Raw genomic sequence first — 16,716 nt, 5'->3', positions numbered from 1 at the left:
GAATATCAAGCAGCAGCCAACAAAAAGAATTCCGGTCGATGAATCGGTGATTCAGGGCAGGTAAATACTGAACACGCCGCCGCCCAACGGGCCGCCATTACGAATCTCGGTCCGACCGCCAACACCGTTGCGCTGATGCAGCGCAGCGATGCGTCCGGCGAAGTACAGACCCAGCCCGGTGCTGCCACTGCTGTGGTTGATGCCCTGCACGTAATCGGACTGGCGCTCGAGCATTTCGGCCGGGTAACCGTCGCCGTCGTCATTGATGCTCAGCACCAATTGCCCGGCTTCGTCGCTGACGGTGATCAGCAGCGATTCACGGGCGTAACGGATCGCGTTGTTGATGCAGTTGCCCAGCACCGAGGCGATCAGTTCACGATCAAAGAAACCCAGCGGACTCAGCGGATCGACTTCGTAAGTGGCCAGAATTCCGCGACTGGCGAATACCTCTTGATGGGCCGCCAGCTGCGCCTCGATAAAATCGTCCAGCTCGTGATAGGCCGGCTGCAACGGCATCTGATTGACCCCGAGCTTGTACAGCCCGAGCAGTTGCACCAGCATGCCGTTGAGGTGGGCGAACTCGAAGTCGATCACGCCCTGCTCCGGCCCCTGGCGCTGCGCTTCGGGCAGACGCGCCAGCCATTGGCTGTGGGCCTGCATCAGCATCGCCAGAGAGTTCTTCATGTCGTGCACGGTGGAGGCGATCACCGTGGAAAAATCCAGTGCCTGCTCGTCTTGGTTCATTCGCCAAACGCCTTGCTTTTCAGCTTCTGATAACGCGGATAACGCGCGTCGGTGTCGGGCATCAGACCCACCAGTTTCAGGCAGGCCCGACATTCTTCCAGCTCCGCCGACGGCACATTGGTGTCGGTGCCGTGCAGCAGCGACTGGGCCATGTTCAGCGCGATACTGATATTCTTCGGTTGCATCTTCAGCGCCTTGCGGAACACCTCGCGGGCCTCCACCAGGTTGCCGGTCTTGTACACGCGCACGCCCTGACGGTTGAGGTCGGCGGCAGCGTTGCTGGAGCTGAGAATAGTCGGGTCGTCGGTGAGCTTGGCGATGTCTTTCATCACCGTCGGGTCATCGCCGTAGATTTCCGCGCAGCTCTTGAGCATCGACGTACCCGCCTCGGCCTGGCCGAGCATCTGCAATTGCTTGGCCACCAGCAACGCCGCCTCGGGGCTCATGAATTGCTCCATGCCGTCGAGGCGCATCAGCGCTTGTTCGGTAAGTTTTTCGGCGGTCTCGGCATCGTTGAGCAACAGGCTCGTGGCCTTCATCAGACGCGCGCGAATCTGCAGGCCCGGGTCGGTCGGGTTTTCCTTGGCCACGGCGCTGAGGGTGGTGTTGATCTCCAGACGCGTGCGGGTGTCGAGCCCGCGCTCGCTGCCCTTGCTGATCAGCGCGTGAGCCAGGCCGAGATTGCTTTCCGGATCCTTGAAGCGCGATTGCGCGCCCTGATTCACCGCCTGGCGATAAGCCCGGGAGGCGGTGTCGAAATCTTCGTTGGCCATCGCCAGCTTGCCCAGCAACGCCTGACGGCGCACGGCCAGCGGCGACAGGCGAATCGCCTCCTCCAGCACTTGCTGCGCGCCTTTGGTATCGCCTTCGGCGACCAGCACGTCAGCCATGCCGTCATACAGCGCCGGCATCATCGGGAAGACCTTCAGGGCTTTTTCGTAAACGCCCTTGGCCTGACTGACCTGCCCACGCTTGAACAGCAATTTGCCCAACCCGGCAAACGCCCACGGCAACGGCCGGTCGGCGATGATGCTGTCGTAAAGGCGCTCGAGCGCTTCGTTCTGGTTCATGTCGCGCAACGCATCGGCGCGATAGCGCAGGCACAGCGGCGAATAGCGGATGTCTTGTTTGCACAGGGCGATGCAGGCGTTGAGCACTTCCATCGGTTTGCCACGGTCGAGGGCTTGCAGAATCGGCTTGAGCAGGGTCTTGCGCTGCTCCAGACGCTCCAGCCGCTGAGCCAGGCCGGAACGGTTGAACGGCTTGGTCAGGTACGCGTCCGGCTCGTGCTCCAGGGCACTGAGCACCATCGCCTGGCTGGTCTCGGCCGTGACCATCACGAACACCGCTTCGTGGCTGATCAGCTTCTCCATCATCAGGTCTTCCAGCACCTGCTGACCGTTCTTCTTGCCGTCACCGAGGTGGAAGTCCTGAAGGATGAAATCGTAGGACTTCTGCGCGCACATTTTCAGCGCCTGCTCACCAGTGTCTGCGGTGTCCACATCCTTGACGCCCAACTCGCGCAACATCGAACGCACGGAACTGCGGAAATCCGAGAAATCATCGACGATCAGAAAACTCTTTTGGTGATACGACAGCATCGAGGATTTCCAGGCAATTGAAGAGGATGGACCATTTCCAGGCGCGCAGATGATAGCTGCCGGCCAAATGCTATCAAGCGATTTCGCGCGACTCTGAAGTCACCGAATGGGTTATCGGCCGGATCAGGGGTTCTCTTGAAGCGAGGGTTCAAGATTCGTTGCGCAAGGATTACCCTGCGCGGCGGTTCTCACCTTCCAACGGCAAAGGATTCATCGTGTACATCAAGGGACGCTACATCGTGTCGGCCTGTGCGCTGCTGTTTTTGCAGCAGGCACTGGCGAGCGGAATGGACTGCACAAAGGCGGCGAGTGTTGTGGAGAAGGCGATTTGCGCGGACAAGCCGTTGCATGAGCTGGATGCGCAGATGGGGGCGGCTTACCGAAAGTTGATGAAGGCTGCACCGGCGCAGGCGGAAGTGAAAAAGGCTCAGCGTGAGTGGCTGCAGGAGCGTGATCGGTGTGGCGAGGAGGCCAGTTGTCTGAGCCAGCGTTATCAGGATCGTTTGCAGGTATTGCACGCGCAGTGGATCGACGCGGTGGCCTACAAACCGGACGAGATCGATAGACAGGTCATGGAGGATCTGCAGCAACGGGTTCGGGAGATGAGTAAGGAAAGTCCGGAGTTTGCACTGGAGCGGGCACTTGGCTCTCTCACCAGCGAAAAAGGCGAAACCTCATTCTCCGGCGATCCAAATGACGACCCAGCCGAGGATCAGACCGTGTTCCCCAAAAGTATTCCCAAGGGCGTCACCCAGGATGAATGGAAAGCGCTTAACGCTTCCGGCCTCGATGCTGATGCCGAGCAAGGTCAGGTGAATTACACATTGATAGACCTGGACGGCGACGGCCAACGGGATCTGTTCGTTTCAACCTATACCGGTGGTACGAGCCTGTTCAGTTTCCATGAAACCTTCCGTCGAGATGGAGAGCGCTTTACTAGAAGGTTGGCCCCGTATGATCCGGAAGCCGGCGCCGGCAGCTCGTTGTTCTCCACCAGTGATCGCGGCGCCAACCAGTCGGCAGGCTGGATCAAATCTCACGGAAGAATGTATCTCGCCTACCGCAACGGCTCATACGGTGCTGATGATGTGTACTTGCTCAATCCCCTGAAGATCAACAGCCAAATACCAACGGTGACAGTTCGGTATGACTACAAGTTGATCGTGCCGAGTAATCAATACTCCGAGGAAAGCAGTACCAGCTACGTACTGGACCCAGTTTTGCGAAAGACTCTCATAAAAGCCCTGATCCAATCGGGTGCGGGTAAACCTCAACAACCCAGCCAACACAAAGGTCCCCTCTGCCCTATTCCTGCATCGGGCTCGGGTGACGATGATTATTACAGTTACGGCGCAGGTTACTACGCAGTAGAAACCGTCATGGACTTGCCAGTTTTCATCGACAAAGAGTGCTTCATCGCAAGGCTGAACAATTGGTTTGGTAGTTACAGCGAGAAAGACGGATTGCCCGCCTTGCTGACTTTGCGCAAGCCTGGGTCTCAGGATCCCGAACGGGGCTTCTCAGTCAACGGCCGCCGACATTTCACGAACGTCACAACCTCGATTGGAAAGGCAGAGGGTGGAGCTGAAATTTTCTAGCCTTTCCTCCTGCAAGATTGAAAGACACAAAAAAGCCCCACCAGACACCTCTACGTGGGGCTTTGTACTTCAGGGCGCTTCTCAGACCTCCGCCACCAACACATCGGCAATCCGAATACTCAATGCCGCACCTGTCAGCGTCGGGTTCACGCAGGAGGACGATGGCATGACGCTCGTGCCTGCGATGAACAGGTTGGAATGGTCGTGACTGCGGCAATCGCGATCTACCACCGAGTCTTTCGGATCATCGCCCATGATGGTGGTGCCCATGATGTGCTGACGGTTCTGGAAGCCCGTGTCGGTGCTGAGGATGTCGGCGTCGAGCAATTTCGCAAACTGCTTGAAGTCTTCCAGCGCCTTCTCTTTACCGGCGTGCCAGTAGTCGGGAACGCTGTAGTAGATCTCGGGAACCGGCAGACCGATGGCGTCGAACTTGGTCTTGCTCGGGGTGACCCGGTTTTCCGGCAGCGGCAAGGTTTCGAAATCGACGGCCCAGTTCAGGGAGCGCGCCGATTGCAGGCGGATCTGCTCATCGAGCTTCGAGCCCAGCACGCCTTTGGCAATCAGGTTCGAAGTGATCTGCGACGTCGGCACGGTGTTGCGCACCTTGATCTTGTAGCTCGGGTAATCGTTGCGAAACGCGCCATCGCGACTGTTCAGATAGACCAGCAATTGCGTCGGCCCTTCGCCCGGCCACATGTCTTCCTTGGTCATGACGTTCATGCTGATGCCGGTGTGATCCATCAGGTTGCGCCCGACCTGATCCGAGGAGTTGGCAATCCCGTTCGGGTACTTTTCCGAGGTCGACATCAACAGCAGCTTCGGCGACTCGATACCGTATGCCGCCAGTACAAAGGCCCGGGCGGTCAGTTTGTGTTTGGTCTTGTCGGGGCGCATGTACCAGATCGCGGTGATCTTGCCGTCGTCGCCCGCCTCGATCTTGTAGACGACAGAGTTGTCCAGCACCTTGGCGCCATGGCGCTCGGCCTCATCGATATGCATCGAACCGTCGTACTTGGCTGCAATCGGGCATACCGGGTTGCAGTTGTTGTTGCCGGCACAGGGAGGCCGTTTGCCATAGGGGCGGGTTGCCCGGCCGTTCGGCTCGAGGATCGGGTTATACCCGCCCTTGCTGAGCAATTCGGAGAGGCGCTTGAACATGTAGCTCGGCTTCAGGCCCTCCATCGGATAGGGAATCGAGCGCGGCGGATAGGCGTCCCCGCCCTGCCCGCTTTCGTCCTGGCCGTCGACACCGGAAACGCCCAGTTCGATTTCAGCCCGAGCGTAATACGGTTCCAGCTCGTCATAACTGATCGGCCAGTCACGACCACGGCCATACAACGACTTGAGACGAAAATCGTTGGGCAGCATGCGCCACAGCGAGGAACCGAAGTGCCAGGTGGTGCCGCCCACCACACGCAAGTAAGAAGTGTTGTATTTCACTGGCCCTACCTGCTGCAAATAGTCGCCGTAGGTCGACGGCGCGTGAGGCAGGCTCGGATAGGGCGACCCGGCGCCCTGCAGCTTGGCATTGGCCAGCGAGAGTTTCACCGGGGCATTGCGGAACGTTTCCACCACATCACGGCGATTCACCCGGGGGCCGGCCTCGAGCACGATCACCGACTTGTTCGCTTTGGCCAGGCCCGTGGCGATCAGACCGCCCATGACACCGGAACCGATGATCACTACATCGGCATCGAATTGATCGCTGCTCATACTGTCGAGTCCTGAATGACTGCTGGTTTGGGACCCCATGAATCCGGGCCGCCACCGTAGGTTGGAATGATGAGAATGCCGTGAGTGGGCTGATACATCATGGCGAGGGAATAGCTGATCAGCTCCGCATCCGCCGGCTCACCGACGATGCCCAGATACCAGGCGGAAATGATGCTGGTGGCCGTAGCCCGCAGCGATGGATCCGGATTCGGTTGCGCCAGGTATTCATCGACATGCCGGTACCCCTGCGCGCCGATCAATTGCTTCAAGGCAATCACGTTGGTCGAGAAATTCGGCGCGCGCTTGTCCAGCGCAGCGTAATAACGATCGGCCAGAACCGGATTGACCGCACGGCTGACCAGAAACTGCGACAGCGCAATGAAATCGTCGCCCGATACCTGCGCTGCCAGCACCGACTGCCAGGGCAGCGCACTGCCGATCATCGCGGCCAGGCCCAGCGTCACGGAACCACGCAACAGATTGCGGCGAGTGAGCCCAGTCGAGCTTTCGGTTTGAGTTTTTTCGTGTTTGTGCGTCATTGAAGTGTCCATTGCTCAGGCCTCCTTGCGCCGACGTGCAATCAAGGCCCATGCGCCCAGGCCCATCAACACGCACACGAGAATGATGACCGGGGTCGTAAACTTCGCCATTACTGCCAGCGGTGCCTTGGGACCACCGTCCCGTACCTGCGCCACATCGGCGGCGGTGACAATCGTGTCGGCATTGCCGTAGCGCGACAGCACGTAGTTGCTGACGTCGGCAATCTGCTGGTCGTTCAGGCGGTCGGTGAACAGCGCGTCAGGGCCGAAACCCGGCATGTCGATGGCCACACCGTCGACTTCACGATGCACGCCGTACACGATGGCCGCGATCAGGTTGTCGCTGCGACTGGTGGCAGTGTTATGAAACAGTGATGGGTATTCCCGCGTGCCCTGACCGTTCGGCTGATGGCAGTTGGCGCAAGTGCCACTGAATATCTGCCAGCCCGGGTTGTCCCCCGGTTTGCCTCCGCGCAGCGTCAATTCATCGACCGAGGCCTGACCGTACTCGTGGCGGGCTTTGGTTTCCCCACTGTTGATCGGCGCCGTCTGCAGCAGATAGGCCGCAATGGCTTTGAGATCCACATCGCTCAAATGCTGCAGACTGTTCTCCACCGCCTCGGCCATCGGCCCCGCCGCCTGGGCCTTGCCCTCGACGTGACCGGTACGCAGATAGGCCACGATCTCGTCGCTCGACCAGGCACCGATGCCGCTGACTTTGTCGGAAGTGATATTGGGGGCATACCAACTGCCCAGTGATCCGCCGGCCAACGGTTTTGCGCTGTCGGCCGCCATCAGGACATTGCGCGGTGTGTGGCAGGTATCGCAGTGAGCCAGGCCGTTGACCAGATAGTCGCCGCGATTGACCTCGGCGGACTTGGCCGGATCCGGCGTGAAGCGTGTTTTGCTGTGGAACAGCGCGTTCCAGCCAATCATCGACGCGCGGATATTGAACGGGAAATCCAGAGCGGTTTTCTGGTTCAGCGTATCGACCGGCGCCACTTCATGCATGAAGTAGTCGTAGAGCGCAGCAATGTCGCTGTCGGTCATCTTCGAATAGGAGGTGTAGGGCATCGCCGGGTAAAGCCGAGTGCCATCGGCCGCCACCCCGTCACGCACCGCACGGGCGAATTGCTCTGACGTGTAATTGCCGATACCCGCCGTTTTCGAAGGCGTGATGTTGGTCGAGTAGATCGTGCCCATCGGTGAACCGAGCGGATAGCCGCCCGCAAAAGCCCTGCCGCCTGGCGCCGTATGACAAGCCACACAGTCAGCGGCTACCGCTAGACGCTTGCCCACCGACGCGGTGCTGTCGAGCGCCTCGCCGTACGCGGCGCCAGCTATGGCGATCAGCAGCGTAACCAATCCGGCAGAGGCGTACCCCCTGCGTTTCCCTTTATCAATGCGACGCGACATGAGTCCTACCCTAGGCTGCTTCGTTCTTTTTTTTTCACGGTTCTGGAAATCACGAACACAGCGTCCTCGTCATCTCGGAAGCCAAGAACGAGGAGGTACGATGTCGTACGTATTTATTGGAATATTCCATACAATGTAACACTTTGCAATAAATAGAAAAGGCCAAGTGCCATCTTTTGTATGTATGTGCTGAATGCTCTAAAACGCTGGTTACAAGGGTGTTTAATGCAGAATATATTTAAATAAGAAACAACTGGTAACCCTACAGTTGTGGACTCCGCAGCCGAAAGATGTACGACGACTAGCCATTTGCTTACGAGCTGCGCTCGATATTGACCCGCCCCCACATGTCAGCAGGATGCCCCTTATGAGTTGGTTGAATGACGCAAGACTTTCCACGAAATTGATCACGGCCTTCGCGGCGTGCGCCTTCATCACCCTGGGGGTAGGCCTGCTGGGAAGCCGGGGAGTGACCGAACTCTCGACAAGCCTCAGATCGGTGTTCGGCAACAACCTCGTCGCCGTCGCCAACATCGCGCAGACCAAAATCAAGGCTGTCGGACAGACCCGTGACATGTATCGGCTTTACGTCGCCACAGCCGCCAACCTGCCCCAGAGCACCAAAGACGAATTCCTCGCCTCGATGAGCGCCAACCAGTTGGCGAGCGAAAAAGCCTTTGCCGAATACCGGAAAACCGAGCTTGCCGACGACGAACGTGCGGCGGGCGACCGGATGGAGAAAGCCTGGCCCGTTTACCAGGCGATCGTGCAAAGGTACCTGGCCCTGATGAAGGCCGGCGACCTGGAAAATGGCCGCGAACTGCTGCTCGGCGACCTGCAGAAAAACTACCGCGTCGTCATGGACGAATTGACCATCATGACCAACTCCAACGACATGCAGGTCAGCGAAGCCGCAAAGCGATCGGTTCTGACGGAGTCCTCTGCCAAGACATCGCTGTACATCGGCATCGTGCTGGCCTTCGTCGCGGCGATTTTGCTTGGCCTGTTCATCAGCCGACTGATCAGCCGCCCCATCTCCAAAGCCGTTGAAAGCGCCCGAAGCATCGCTGGGGGCGACTTGACTCAAAACATCGTCAGCACCGGCCGCGACGAGGCCGGTCAGTTGCTCACGGCCCTGGCCGAGATGCAGGGCAGTCTGAAAAGCACTATTCAGCAGATCGCCAGCGCGGCAGATCAACTGGCGTCCGCTGCCGAAGAACTCACCGCCGTCACAGACAATGGAAGCCGCGGACTGATTCGTCAGAACGACGAGATTCAGCAGGCTGCAACCGCTGTCACGGAAATGACCTCCGCCGTGGAGGAAGTTGCGCGCAATGCGGTATCCACCTCCGAGGCCTCCCAGACCACCAGCCGGGAAGCCAGCAATGGACGCGATCAAGCGCGAAACGCCGTTGCTGCGATCAACCATGCAACCACGGAAATCGCCACCTCCACCACCATGGTCAAGGACCTGGCAGAGAAAGTACGGGACATCGGCAAGGTTCTGGATGTCATCCGGGGGATTGCCGAGCAAACCAATCTGCTGGCGCTTAACGCCGCCATCGAGGCTGCACGCGCGGGTGAGCAAGGTCGAGGTTTTGCCGTGGTCGCCGACGAGGTACGAGCCCTGGCGGCAAGAACCCAGGCTTCGACGGGGGAAATCGAAGGCATGATCAACGACGTTCGCAACAGTGCAGACGAAGCCGTCGGCGCCATGGGGAAAAGCCAGGCGCTGGTCAGCGAAACCCAGTCACTGGCGCAAGCGACCGGCCAGGCATTGGAGCTGATTGCCGACGGCATCTCGCAGATCAATGATCGCAACCTCGTCATCGCCACAGCCTCGGAAGAACAGGCACACGTTGCTCGTGAAGTGGACCGAAATCTGGTCAACATTCAGGATCTTTCCACCCAGACAGCGGCAGGCGCACATCAGACCAGCGCCTCGACCCAGGAACTGTCCAACTTGGCGGCGTCGTTCAACACTCTGGTCAGTCGCTTTCGCTTATAAATTCCTGAAAACAAAAAGCCCCGCCAGATCACTCTGCGCGGGGCTTTTTCAATAGATGGTGTCCCAGGGCAGGTTCGAACTGCCAACCTTCCCCTTAGGAGGGACAATTAAGACTCAGCAGGATCTGGCATAAGCCCCGTATTGCTGGGCTTGTTCGTCCCATTGAGTCCATGAAAACAGAGCGGTATAGTGCTTTTTGCTGCCACCCTGCTGTCACGGTCGAATCCTTGAAAACCAAAATCACTCAAAAGCTAATTGGCAGCCTGGCCGCCGAGGCGAAAGCATACCGCGTGCATGACACCGTGCAGCCGGGTTTCTTTATCCGCGTTCTGCCCAGCGGTCACAAGTCCTATATGGTCACATGGGGGCGCAACAAGAACGCGACCTTGGGGCGCGTTGGTGTCCTAACGCTCGATCAAGCCAGAACCGAGGCCGCTCAGTACCTGGCCGACGCGCACGCCCACGGCGAGCCACTGGCAGTCGCTCAGGGTCGAAAGGGGATTGCCCTGCCGTCTCTTCGCGAATTCATCGACGACACCTATATGCCGTGGTTCAAGACACACCATAAAGGGCATGAGAAAACCCTGCACACGCTTAATAACAACTTCGACGCGATCATGCCGCAGCGCCTAGGCGACATCACCGGCCGCGATCTGGACCAGATCCGCACGGGATGGATGCAGTCAGGCAACAAGCCGTCGACGGTCAACCGGAAAATGGGCTCTATCAGCGGCGTATTCAGCAGAGCCGTTGAATGGGAGTACATCGATGCCCACCCGATGGATAGGCTCAAAGCCTTAAAGGTCGACTCGATGGGACTGGTCCGCTACTTAGATGCTGAAGAGACCAAACGACTTCGGGAAGCACTCGACGCCCGTCAAGACGAGGCACGGGTGGAGCGCGAGAGTGCTAACAAATGGAGAGCGGATCGAGGCAAGGAACTGATGCCGAGCTTGCTGCAGGTCCCATTCACCGACCACCTAAAGCCTATGGTCTTGGTATCGCTGAATACAGGCATGAGACGTGGAGAGCTGTTTGACCTGAAATGGTCGGCGGTGAACTTCCATACGAAGACGATCACCGCTGCCGGCGCCACCACCAAAACCAGCGACACGCGACACATCCCGATGAACAAGGAAACGGTGCGCGTACTGGAAGACTGGAAAAAGCTGGCCGGCAAATCTCGATACGTGTTCCCGAGTCAGGAAGGCGGCCGTCTGGAGGACGTTAAAAGCGCCTGGCTCAGGCTGCTAGAGCGCGCCGAGATCGAAGGCTTCCGCTGGCACGATATGCGGCACGACTTCGCGTCACGCCTAGTGATGGCCGGCGTACCACTCAACACGGTACGGGATCTGCTGGGGCACGCCGATATCAAGATGACACTTAGGTATGCCCACTTGGCGCCTGGGACGAAAGCCGCAGCAGTAGAGCTGATTTAGAAGGGAATCAACTCTTTATCCGTGATAGGAACGATGGTCGGGCTAGATTTGTGCAGACTCACATGATCTAAGAGTTTGTCCCAATTGTCTGTTACGAGAAACATTACCAGCCTATCCGGCTCCGTGGAGAAAGTCATATCCGGATAATGCTGCCAAAAGTAAGCACTAGCCTTAATTGTCTCCCAGATACGAAGCTCATCGTACGTTAGCGCCTCTGGCATGTAGAGCGCAAGGTTAACCAAACGCACAGACTCATCGGTCGACCAGACTTTATCAATCACGCTGGAGAGACTATTCCCATCGAAGTCCCCGTGGGCTTGGCTCATCGCCTGAGCGATCGCCCACTCGATAACGGCCGTCAGTGATCGCTTCTGCACTCTTCCCATTATGTCTAGAGCAAATTTTATCTTCGGATCAATTCTGATACCGACGCTAACGGTTGTACTCGTCTCGCCAGCTCGCTTACTTGTCTTCGTCGCCATACCAATCCATCTGCTCTCTGAAGGTCAATTTAACTGACGTGATGGGCACAGCTTGCTCGACCCGCAAACCACTGTCAATCCATGCGAATACGTGCACGTTTAGCATTTGCTTGCATTGCTAGAATTATGCATTGTAACCTAGCAACATCTGGCCCCCCTTTGGGTGTCGGAATTTAGGGAGATATCCATGGAACAAGGTCAACAACAGATGGCACCGTTGTCGGTGAGCGTCGAAGAGTCTGCCCGTATTTTGGGCATATCGCGTTCGGCCACCTACGAGCTGATTGCTCAGGGCGAAATCAAAACATTTAAGATCGGCCGGCGACGATTGGCCTTGGCATCGGAACTGAAAGCATTCGTTGAGCGCGCCGCAAAGGCCGGCTCACGATGAATTGTGAAGAGAATAAGGAGCGAGGAATGCGCAGGACCGCGCTGAAGGATGCTAAGGCGGTGTTCGAGCACCGCCTTAGCAAAAACACACTGGATAGCACCAACGTGAAGGGCAAACTATGACACGCCATTCTTCAACCGAGCAAGACCGCAAGATGATCGAGGCGCTTAGAAACGGCCCGGTTTCCTCCGTCGAGGCAGCTCAAACGCTCGACATCGTTCAGCCGCCGAGCACTATTCGTCGCCTAAGAAAAAAGGGGCACGAAATCCGCACCTACTGGACGCACCAGTCGACCGAGCCGGGTCGACCGCCGCACCGGGTTGCCAAATACATTTTGATGCGCGAAGCCTCGTAAACCATTGACTAGCCGGCGCCTCCATATCGGAGGCGCTTGCGCCTGCCTGCGAGCCATTGAATGGCATCTTCAAGAACAGTCCGAACCAAGAAAGCTAAAACGCCTCCTTTTGCGATGCTGTTTCTTGCCATGGGCCAGTCTGCCAATTACAGGGCTATGGGGCCCTGGTCTCGCTGCGTCCTCAATGAACTCATGATGCAGTACCGCGGCAACAACAACGGCGATCTCTCGGCGACACGGACAATGGCAAAGGAGTGGGGCATTGCATCTGACAATACCCTTCGGAAGGCTCTGGCAGAACTCGAGGCCGGCGGCTGGATCATCCAGACCAGGAGCAGTATTTTTTCTCGCCATGGCGCGCGTTGCGCGCTCTATGCACTGAGCTGGTTTGCCATCGACGAATGCCCTGGCAAGGATCTTGAAATAGGCCCAACCCGCGCACCTCCACGAACAATCCGCAGCCTCGCAACTTCGAATTCTTCCAGCGCAGAAAATGCGCACATACCGGCGCAGAAAATGCGCACGTAGAACGATCCATTTGTACGGCTCTGTCCGGTTGTATTTTTGACCTCTGTCTACGTGCGCAGAATGTGCGCCGTAATTTCCCGTTTACGTGCGCAGAAAGTGCGCACCCTTATAGATATCTACCATGCTGTCTGAGCTTTTAGTGCAGACCCGAAAGGATCAGGATGAATAGAAACCAGATGCGTGCGGCCATGACTGACAGCCTCGTCTTGCCGATGTCGGTAATAGATAGTGAGCAGTGGAGAGGTATGCCACTTGTGTCGAGAGTGATCCTGTGGGATCTGTTGCCTCAAGCGTGCAGTGCCCGGCCGAGAGCGATCCTTCCATCCAGAGCCGTCGCCTTTTCTGAACATTTGAGGTGTCGCAGGGCTCTGATCGACCTGATTGAGCGCGGCCTGATTGTCCGAACCATGACCAGGCCGGATCGATATGCGCTCAACTTCCCGCCCTACTCCGAATACCCGCATTCTGGCCGGTAATGAAAAAGGCACCACCCCGTAACAGGGTAGTGCCTTCGATACTGCGAAGCTTTCGTAGTTTGTCAGTCGATGTCTGCAGGAGCGAACTTCTCAGCACCAGCCCGCAGTGAACGCAGCCCAATCACCGCCGCCCGGGCCACTCGGTCGATGAAGCCCGTCTCCAGACTTGTGCAGCGCCCTCCCATTCCCACGATCGCGAATTGGATCGCATGGAACGCCTCTGTTTCGTCGTGGGCGGCCAGCTCGGCAATCTCGGCATCGAAGCAGGCGATGCCCTTCTCCCAGTCCCCAGGCACGCCGTAGTTGTACCGAGGCCAATTGATGAGCCGTCCGGAATCATCGCGCTTGGTGAAGCTCAGGTCGTCCCGTGATCGAATATCGGCGCTCATTGGGCCACCTCCGCCGCGTCGAGCGCCTTCTGCATCTGTTCAACTTCGCTGTCGACGTAGTTCGCCCAGTCATAACCAAGGAAGCTGCCAAGGCTGGCCAACTCTTCGATGTCGTGCGACTTTCCGTGCTTCAAATCCTTGGTGATCGCGTTGAACAGCACCCGCATATTGCTGATGCGTTCATGTGTGGCGCGCAGCAGTTCAAGGGCCTCGTCGGCGATACGAGCGGCTGGCTGACTCATTGCACACCCCCTACGCAGATTCCACGGAATGGCGCCGCGCTTGGCAAGACCTTCACGCTGATGGCGCCGAGGATCTTTAGAGGCGCCAACTGGGCCAGCTTGATGTTGGCCGGCAGCACCATGGTGGTTATGACCTGGCCGTGCGCGTCCAAAATTTGGATGGTATTCTGTTTAAATTGCATGACGTGTCCCTTTAAGTTACGTCGTGTGATCGCCAAGCCGCTGTTGACGCAGCGGCTTGGCACCTTTTCTGTGATGGCTCAAAACAGAGCCATCGATTCAATCGGCAAAATATTCCGCCGGTTATTGCTTAGCCTTCTCGCTGATCCAACCTGCTGCCCAGCTCAGAGGGTCTTTCGACTCCATCGGCTTGAGTGGCTTGCCATCTCGGGCTGCCTGCCTGCCCTCCTCTTCTGTTTCACCGTGAATCCATACGGTTGTTTGCCTAAAACCAGCTTCGCGCTGACGCTCTTTGTAGATCCTCTGGCGATCGGCCGCAGATAGTGGGCCTTTCGATTCTTCCTTCTTCACAACAACCTCCGTTAGCAGTCACGACAGGCCAATAATGGATCATCGTTAGCAGTCACACAAGAGGAAGGGTGCAAAAAATTGCACCCCGGAGATGCGAGGACTTTTGCTCACATCTATCTCACAGATCCGGAACTGAGCTCCCAACCTTGCTGATGGGAGATCTGGGTGAACTACTTTCTGGTTCGATAATCAGGCTAAAAAAGTGACCAGGCTCGGCTCGTGCTTTCACACTGAAGCTCTAAATGGGTGGATACAAAAAAACGCGAATTCGAGTAAAAAATACTTTTCTACACTGGTAACAGGCAAACGTAGTCGATAACATTCAGATGTTTTCTTTGTCATAGGGGGGGCGCAATGGGCGCTATGGCGTTTTACGTTATCGGCTGGTTCGAACCCAGTCTCCCCGACCTATGGCGATAATCCAAACGCGATGGAAGGTTCTGATAGATCTTCCAGAAGAGAGCCTGTCGTCACTGCTAACTATATTTAATGCTGATACTGGTAAGTCGTTCATTCGTACCTTAGGCGGTAGAACCGAATTTGCATTTAACCCTCAAACCTTGCACTGCACGAATCGATTTTATGATCTACTCCGTGTTTGTTGCAAAAAATATGGATTCGATGGGAGCAAATTTCCATTTAAAAATATTGAATCTGGAATTATTTTCAACTTCAGATTCCGCCTGTATGGCAAAAAATTACTGGCAATGGAAATTGAGCGACAAGCACTGCCAACTGATGAAAACACAGACATATTAAAACTTAGCATACTTCGTAATGACAAATCGCTAAAGCATCTAGTTCTGTCCATCATAGGGCTCATCAAGAGCCCCCAAAAGAAAAATTTCAAGCCTGCCGCGGACTGGCCAAAAACCTACGTCTGCAATTGCATTACAGGGGCGCACAATGAACTTCCTAATACGCGCCAGTTAGTTCAGCTTCTCACGAGACATAGAAATCCCTCTGCAATGACTGTGGAGCATGTGACGAATAAGAATAGCCCACTACAAAGTGACGACTCAACACTATTAATTGATCGTCAAGGCATCCTCGCGGTTATTCCTGACGAATTGAAATTTGACCAAACTGTCACACGCAGATTCTTGGCAGCAAGCAACACTCTCGAGCTGGTCGCCTGCACTGAGAGGATGATTGAGAAAAAGACATTATCAACCTTAACCAGCTTATCAATCGCAGATTTGTCGTTTTACTTCAAAAAACCTGAAAAAAGATTTTTACATAGTATGTCATCCAAACTAATTTGGCAGCAAACAGCTGCTGAATTCGACCTATCGCCTACGCAATGGATTGAAGTGGAACAAGAAATGCAAACTAGGGAAACAGCTGGTCGCGGTGATCGTATACTCCTTATAATCACTGCTCTTGAATCAGAGGCCGCTCCGTTTTACGCGCGCATGATAGACCCAACGCCTGTATCATATGGCGACTTCATCGTAACCCGCGGACTATACGAAACCTCAAGTGGCACCCTTAATATCTATTTGTTCTCAGTCGGTGTTGGCAACACAAAATCCGCAATTAACACCTCGAGACTTTTAGAACTACTGCGACCAGATCTAACGATATTTAGCGGAATCGCAGGTGGCCGCAAAGAGGCAAAAATAGGAAGTGTAGTTGTGGCAAGCCTTGTATACAACTACGAATCAGGCAAAGAAACTGAATATAAACTATTACCGCGTCCTCGCATTTTTGGACTTTCTCCAAAAGCAGAGTCTTTGGCGACTGCTTTTCTAACTCGAGACAGGGGCATAGAAAAACCTTATGAAACGTTCTTTAAACCAATTGCGTGCGGAGAAAAACTAGTAGGAAGTACCGGTGGCAGATCAGCAACGACCATTGCTACAACCTATGCTGATGCATTGGCAATTGAAATGGAAGGCTTTGGTTTTTTAGCTGCCATGAATGAAACCGGCATTCCTGGAATACTGATTCGCGGGATATCAGACCTACTGGACAATAAAGAACAACAAGAAGACCACCCGCTCGCTATAAATAACGCAGCTGATCTTGCATTTCGGCTGATTGATTTTTTTGATCAAATCACACCCGCAAGTAAAAATTAAAATCAAAGCAATCTCACAGCCATACCAAGGGTCAGAATATTAGTTCTGACCTTTATTGAGTTACAACCTCAAAAGTTGATAGCTAGAAGCATGATCATCGTAGTCACACTTTAATCTAAGTACGGTAGATTCATAAACGAGAAAGGGGTAAAACTATGCTAACCTAACTTTACAAGA

At 55.8% G+C, this 16,716-nt stretch carries 17 protein-coding genes and 1 pseudogene; 8 read left to right on the top strand and 10 right to left on the bottom strand.

Annotation, left to right across the window (positions count from 1 at the left end; genetic code table 11):
- Nucleotides 1-51 precede the first annotated feature (51 nt).
- Together AC07XZ_RS23720 and AC07XZ_RS23715 are read right to left on the bottom strand one after the other, a co-directional pair.
- Nucleotides 52-744: a sensor histidine kinase gene (locus AC07XZ_RS23720; protein ID WP_064598685.1), complete on the bottom strand. Its 693-nt coding sequence runs from the start codon at nucleotides 742-744 to the stop codon at nucleotides 52-54.
- A complete protein-coding gene (locus tag AC07XZ_RS23715) occupies nucleotides 741-2,345 on the bottom strand; it encodes a tetratricopeptide repeat-containing response regulator (RefSeq protein ID WP_011335516.1) in 1,605 nt (534 codons plus the stop codon). Before AC07XZ_RS23715 ends, AC07XZ_RS23720 begins: the two co-directional genes overlap by 4 nt.
- Before the next feature lie 215 nt (nucleotides 2,346-2,560).
- Between AC07XZ_RS23715 and AC07XZ_RS23710 the strand changes: the two genes are divergently transcribed.
- On the top strand, nucleotides 2,561-3,943 hold the full coding sequence (locus tag AC07XZ_RS23710; RefSeq protein WP_256590583.1) for a lysozyme inhibitor LprI family protein: 1,383 nt from the start codon (nucleotides 2,561-2,563) through the stop codon (nucleotides 3,941-3,943).
- Nucleotides 3,944-4,024: 81 nt separating this feature from the next.
- Here AC07XZ_RS23710 and AC07XZ_RS23705 read toward each other — a convergent pair whose 3' ends face one another.
- Genes AC07XZ_RS23705 through AC07XZ_RS23695 form a run of 3 tightly spaced genes read right to left on the bottom strand, consistent with a single transcriptional unit; the run spans nucleotide 4,025 to nucleotide 7,614 of the window.
- Nucleotides 4,025-5,659, bottom strand: coding sequence for a GMC family oxidoreductase (locus tag AC07XZ_RS23705; protein ID WP_102688149.1), 1,635 nt, complete (start codon nucleotides 5,657-5,659; stop codon nucleotides 4,025-4,027).
- The gene (locus AC07XZ_RS23700; protein WP_102688150.1) at nucleotides 5,656-6,210 is read right to left on the bottom strand and encodes a sugar dehydrogenase complex small subunit; all 555 of its coding nucleotides are present in this window, start codon (nucleotides 6,208-6,210) and stop codon (nucleotides 5,656-5,658) included. The genes AC07XZ_RS23705 and AC07XZ_RS23700 overlap by 4 nt, the downstream gene beginning before the upstream one ends.
- A gap of 3 nt (nucleotides 6,211-6,213) precedes the next feature.
- Nucleotides 6,214-7,614: a c-type cytochrome gene (locus tag AC07XZ_RS23695; RefSeq protein ID WP_085745120.1), complete on the bottom strand. Its 1,401-nt coding sequence runs from the start codon at nucleotides 7,612-7,614 to the stop codon at nucleotides 6,214-6,216.
- A gap of 358 nt (nucleotides 7,615-7,972) precedes the next feature.
- Between AC07XZ_RS23695 and AC07XZ_RS23690 the strand changes: the two are divergent.
- From AC07XZ_RS23690 to AC07XZ_RS23680, 3 genes and pseudogenes are all read left to right on the top strand, one after another.
- Nucleotides 7,973-8,764 (top strand): annotated as a pseudogene (locus AC07XZ_RS23690) (MCP four helix bundle domain-containing protein); the annotation flags it as partial.
- Nucleotides 8,759-9,622: a methyl-accepting chemotaxis protein gene (locus AC07XZ_RS23685; RefSeq protein WP_404943279.1), complete on the top strand. Its 864-nt coding sequence runs from the start codon at nucleotides 8,759-8,761 to the stop codon at nucleotides 9,620-9,622. The pseudogene AC07XZ_RS23690 and the gene AC07XZ_RS23685, both read left to right, overlap by 6 nt.
- A gap of 227 nt (nucleotides 9,623-9,849) precedes the next feature.
- Nucleotides 9,850-11,061, top strand: coding sequence for a site-specific integrase (locus tag AC07XZ_RS23680; protein WP_256590584.1), 1,212 nt, complete (start codon nucleotides 9,850-9,852; stop codon nucleotides 11,059-11,061).
- Here the strand turns inward: AC07XZ_RS23680 and AC07XZ_RS23675 are convergent.
- Nucleotides 11,058-11,543: a hypothetical protein gene (locus AC07XZ_RS23675; protein WP_083368182.1), complete on the bottom strand. Its 486-nt coding sequence runs from the start codon at nucleotides 11,541-11,543 to the stop codon at nucleotides 11,058-11,060. The genes AC07XZ_RS23680 and AC07XZ_RS23675 overlap by 4 nt on opposite strands.
- Nucleotides 11,544-11,730: 187 nt before the next feature.
- On the opposite strand from AC07XZ_RS23675, the gene AC07XZ_RS23670 reads away from it, so the two are divergent.
- From AC07XZ_RS23670 to AC07XZ_RS23660, 3 genes are all read left to right on the top strand, one after another.
- On the top strand, nucleotides 11,731-11,934 hold the full coding sequence (locus tag AC07XZ_RS23670) for a helix-turn-helix domain-containing protein (RefSeq protein ID WP_102688153.1): 204 nt from the start codon (nucleotides 11,731-11,733) through the stop codon (nucleotides 11,932-11,934).
- 118 nt (nucleotides 11,935-12,052) lie between these two features.
- Complete coding sequence (locus AC07XZ_RS23665; RefSeq protein WP_102688154.1) at nucleotides 12,053-12,289, top strand: helix-turn-helix domain-containing protein; 237 nt, start codon at nucleotides 12,053-12,055, stop codon at nucleotides 12,287-12,289.
- Between the two features lie 60 nt (nucleotides 12,290-12,349).
- A complete protein-coding gene (locus tag AC07XZ_RS23660; protein ID WP_256590585.1) occupies nucleotides 12,350-12,817 on the top strand; it encodes a helix-turn-helix domain-containing protein in 468 nt (155 codons plus the stop codon).
- Between the two features lie 538 nt (nucleotides 12,818-13,355).
- Here the strand turns inward: AC07XZ_RS23660 and AC07XZ_RS23655 are convergent.
- From AC07XZ_RS23655 to AC07XZ_RS23640, 4 genes are all read right to left on the bottom strand, one after another.
- Entirely contained in the window at nucleotides 13,356-13,682 is a 327-nt protein-coding gene (locus AC07XZ_RS23655; protein WP_102688157.1) for a hypothetical protein, read from the bottom strand.
- On the bottom strand, nucleotides 13,679-13,924 hold the full coding sequence (locus tag AC07XZ_RS23650) for a hypothetical protein (RefSeq protein ID WP_102688158.1): 246 nt from the start codon (nucleotides 13,922-13,924) through the stop codon (nucleotides 13,679-13,681). The genes AC07XZ_RS23655 and AC07XZ_RS23650 overlap by 4 nt, the downstream gene beginning before the upstream one ends.
- A complete protein-coding gene (locus AC07XZ_RS23645; RefSeq protein ID WP_102688159.1) occupies nucleotides 13,921-14,106 on the bottom strand; it encodes a hypothetical protein in 186 nt (61 codons plus the stop codon). Before AC07XZ_RS23645 ends, AC07XZ_RS23650 begins: the two co-directional genes overlap by 4 nt.
- A gap of 121 nt (nucleotides 14,107-14,227) precedes the next feature.
- The gene (locus AC07XZ_RS23640; protein WP_102688160.1) at nucleotides 14,228-14,455 is read right to left on the bottom strand and encodes a hypothetical protein; all 228 of its coding nucleotides are present in this window, start codon (nucleotides 14,453-14,455) and stop codon (nucleotides 14,228-14,230) included.
- A gap of 410 nt (nucleotides 14,456-14,865) precedes the next feature.
- Here AC07XZ_RS23640 and AC07XZ_RS23635 point away from each other — a divergent pair, with 410 nt between their 5' ends.
- Nucleotides 14,866-16,539 carry a 5'-methylthioadenosine/S-adenosylhomocysteine nucleosidase family protein gene (locus AC07XZ_RS23635; protein ID WP_102688161.1) on the top strand — a complete coding sequence of 558 codons (1,674 nt, stop codon included), beginning with the start codon at nucleotides 14,866-14,868 and terminating at the stop codon, nucleotides 16,537-16,539.
- Nucleotides 16,540-16,716 lie beyond the last annotated feature (177 nt).

This window comes from Pseudomonas sp. GW458-11-26-14-LB4 (genome assembly GCF_059423925.1).
This window is presented reverse-complemented; position numbering and strand designations above follow the sequence as displayed.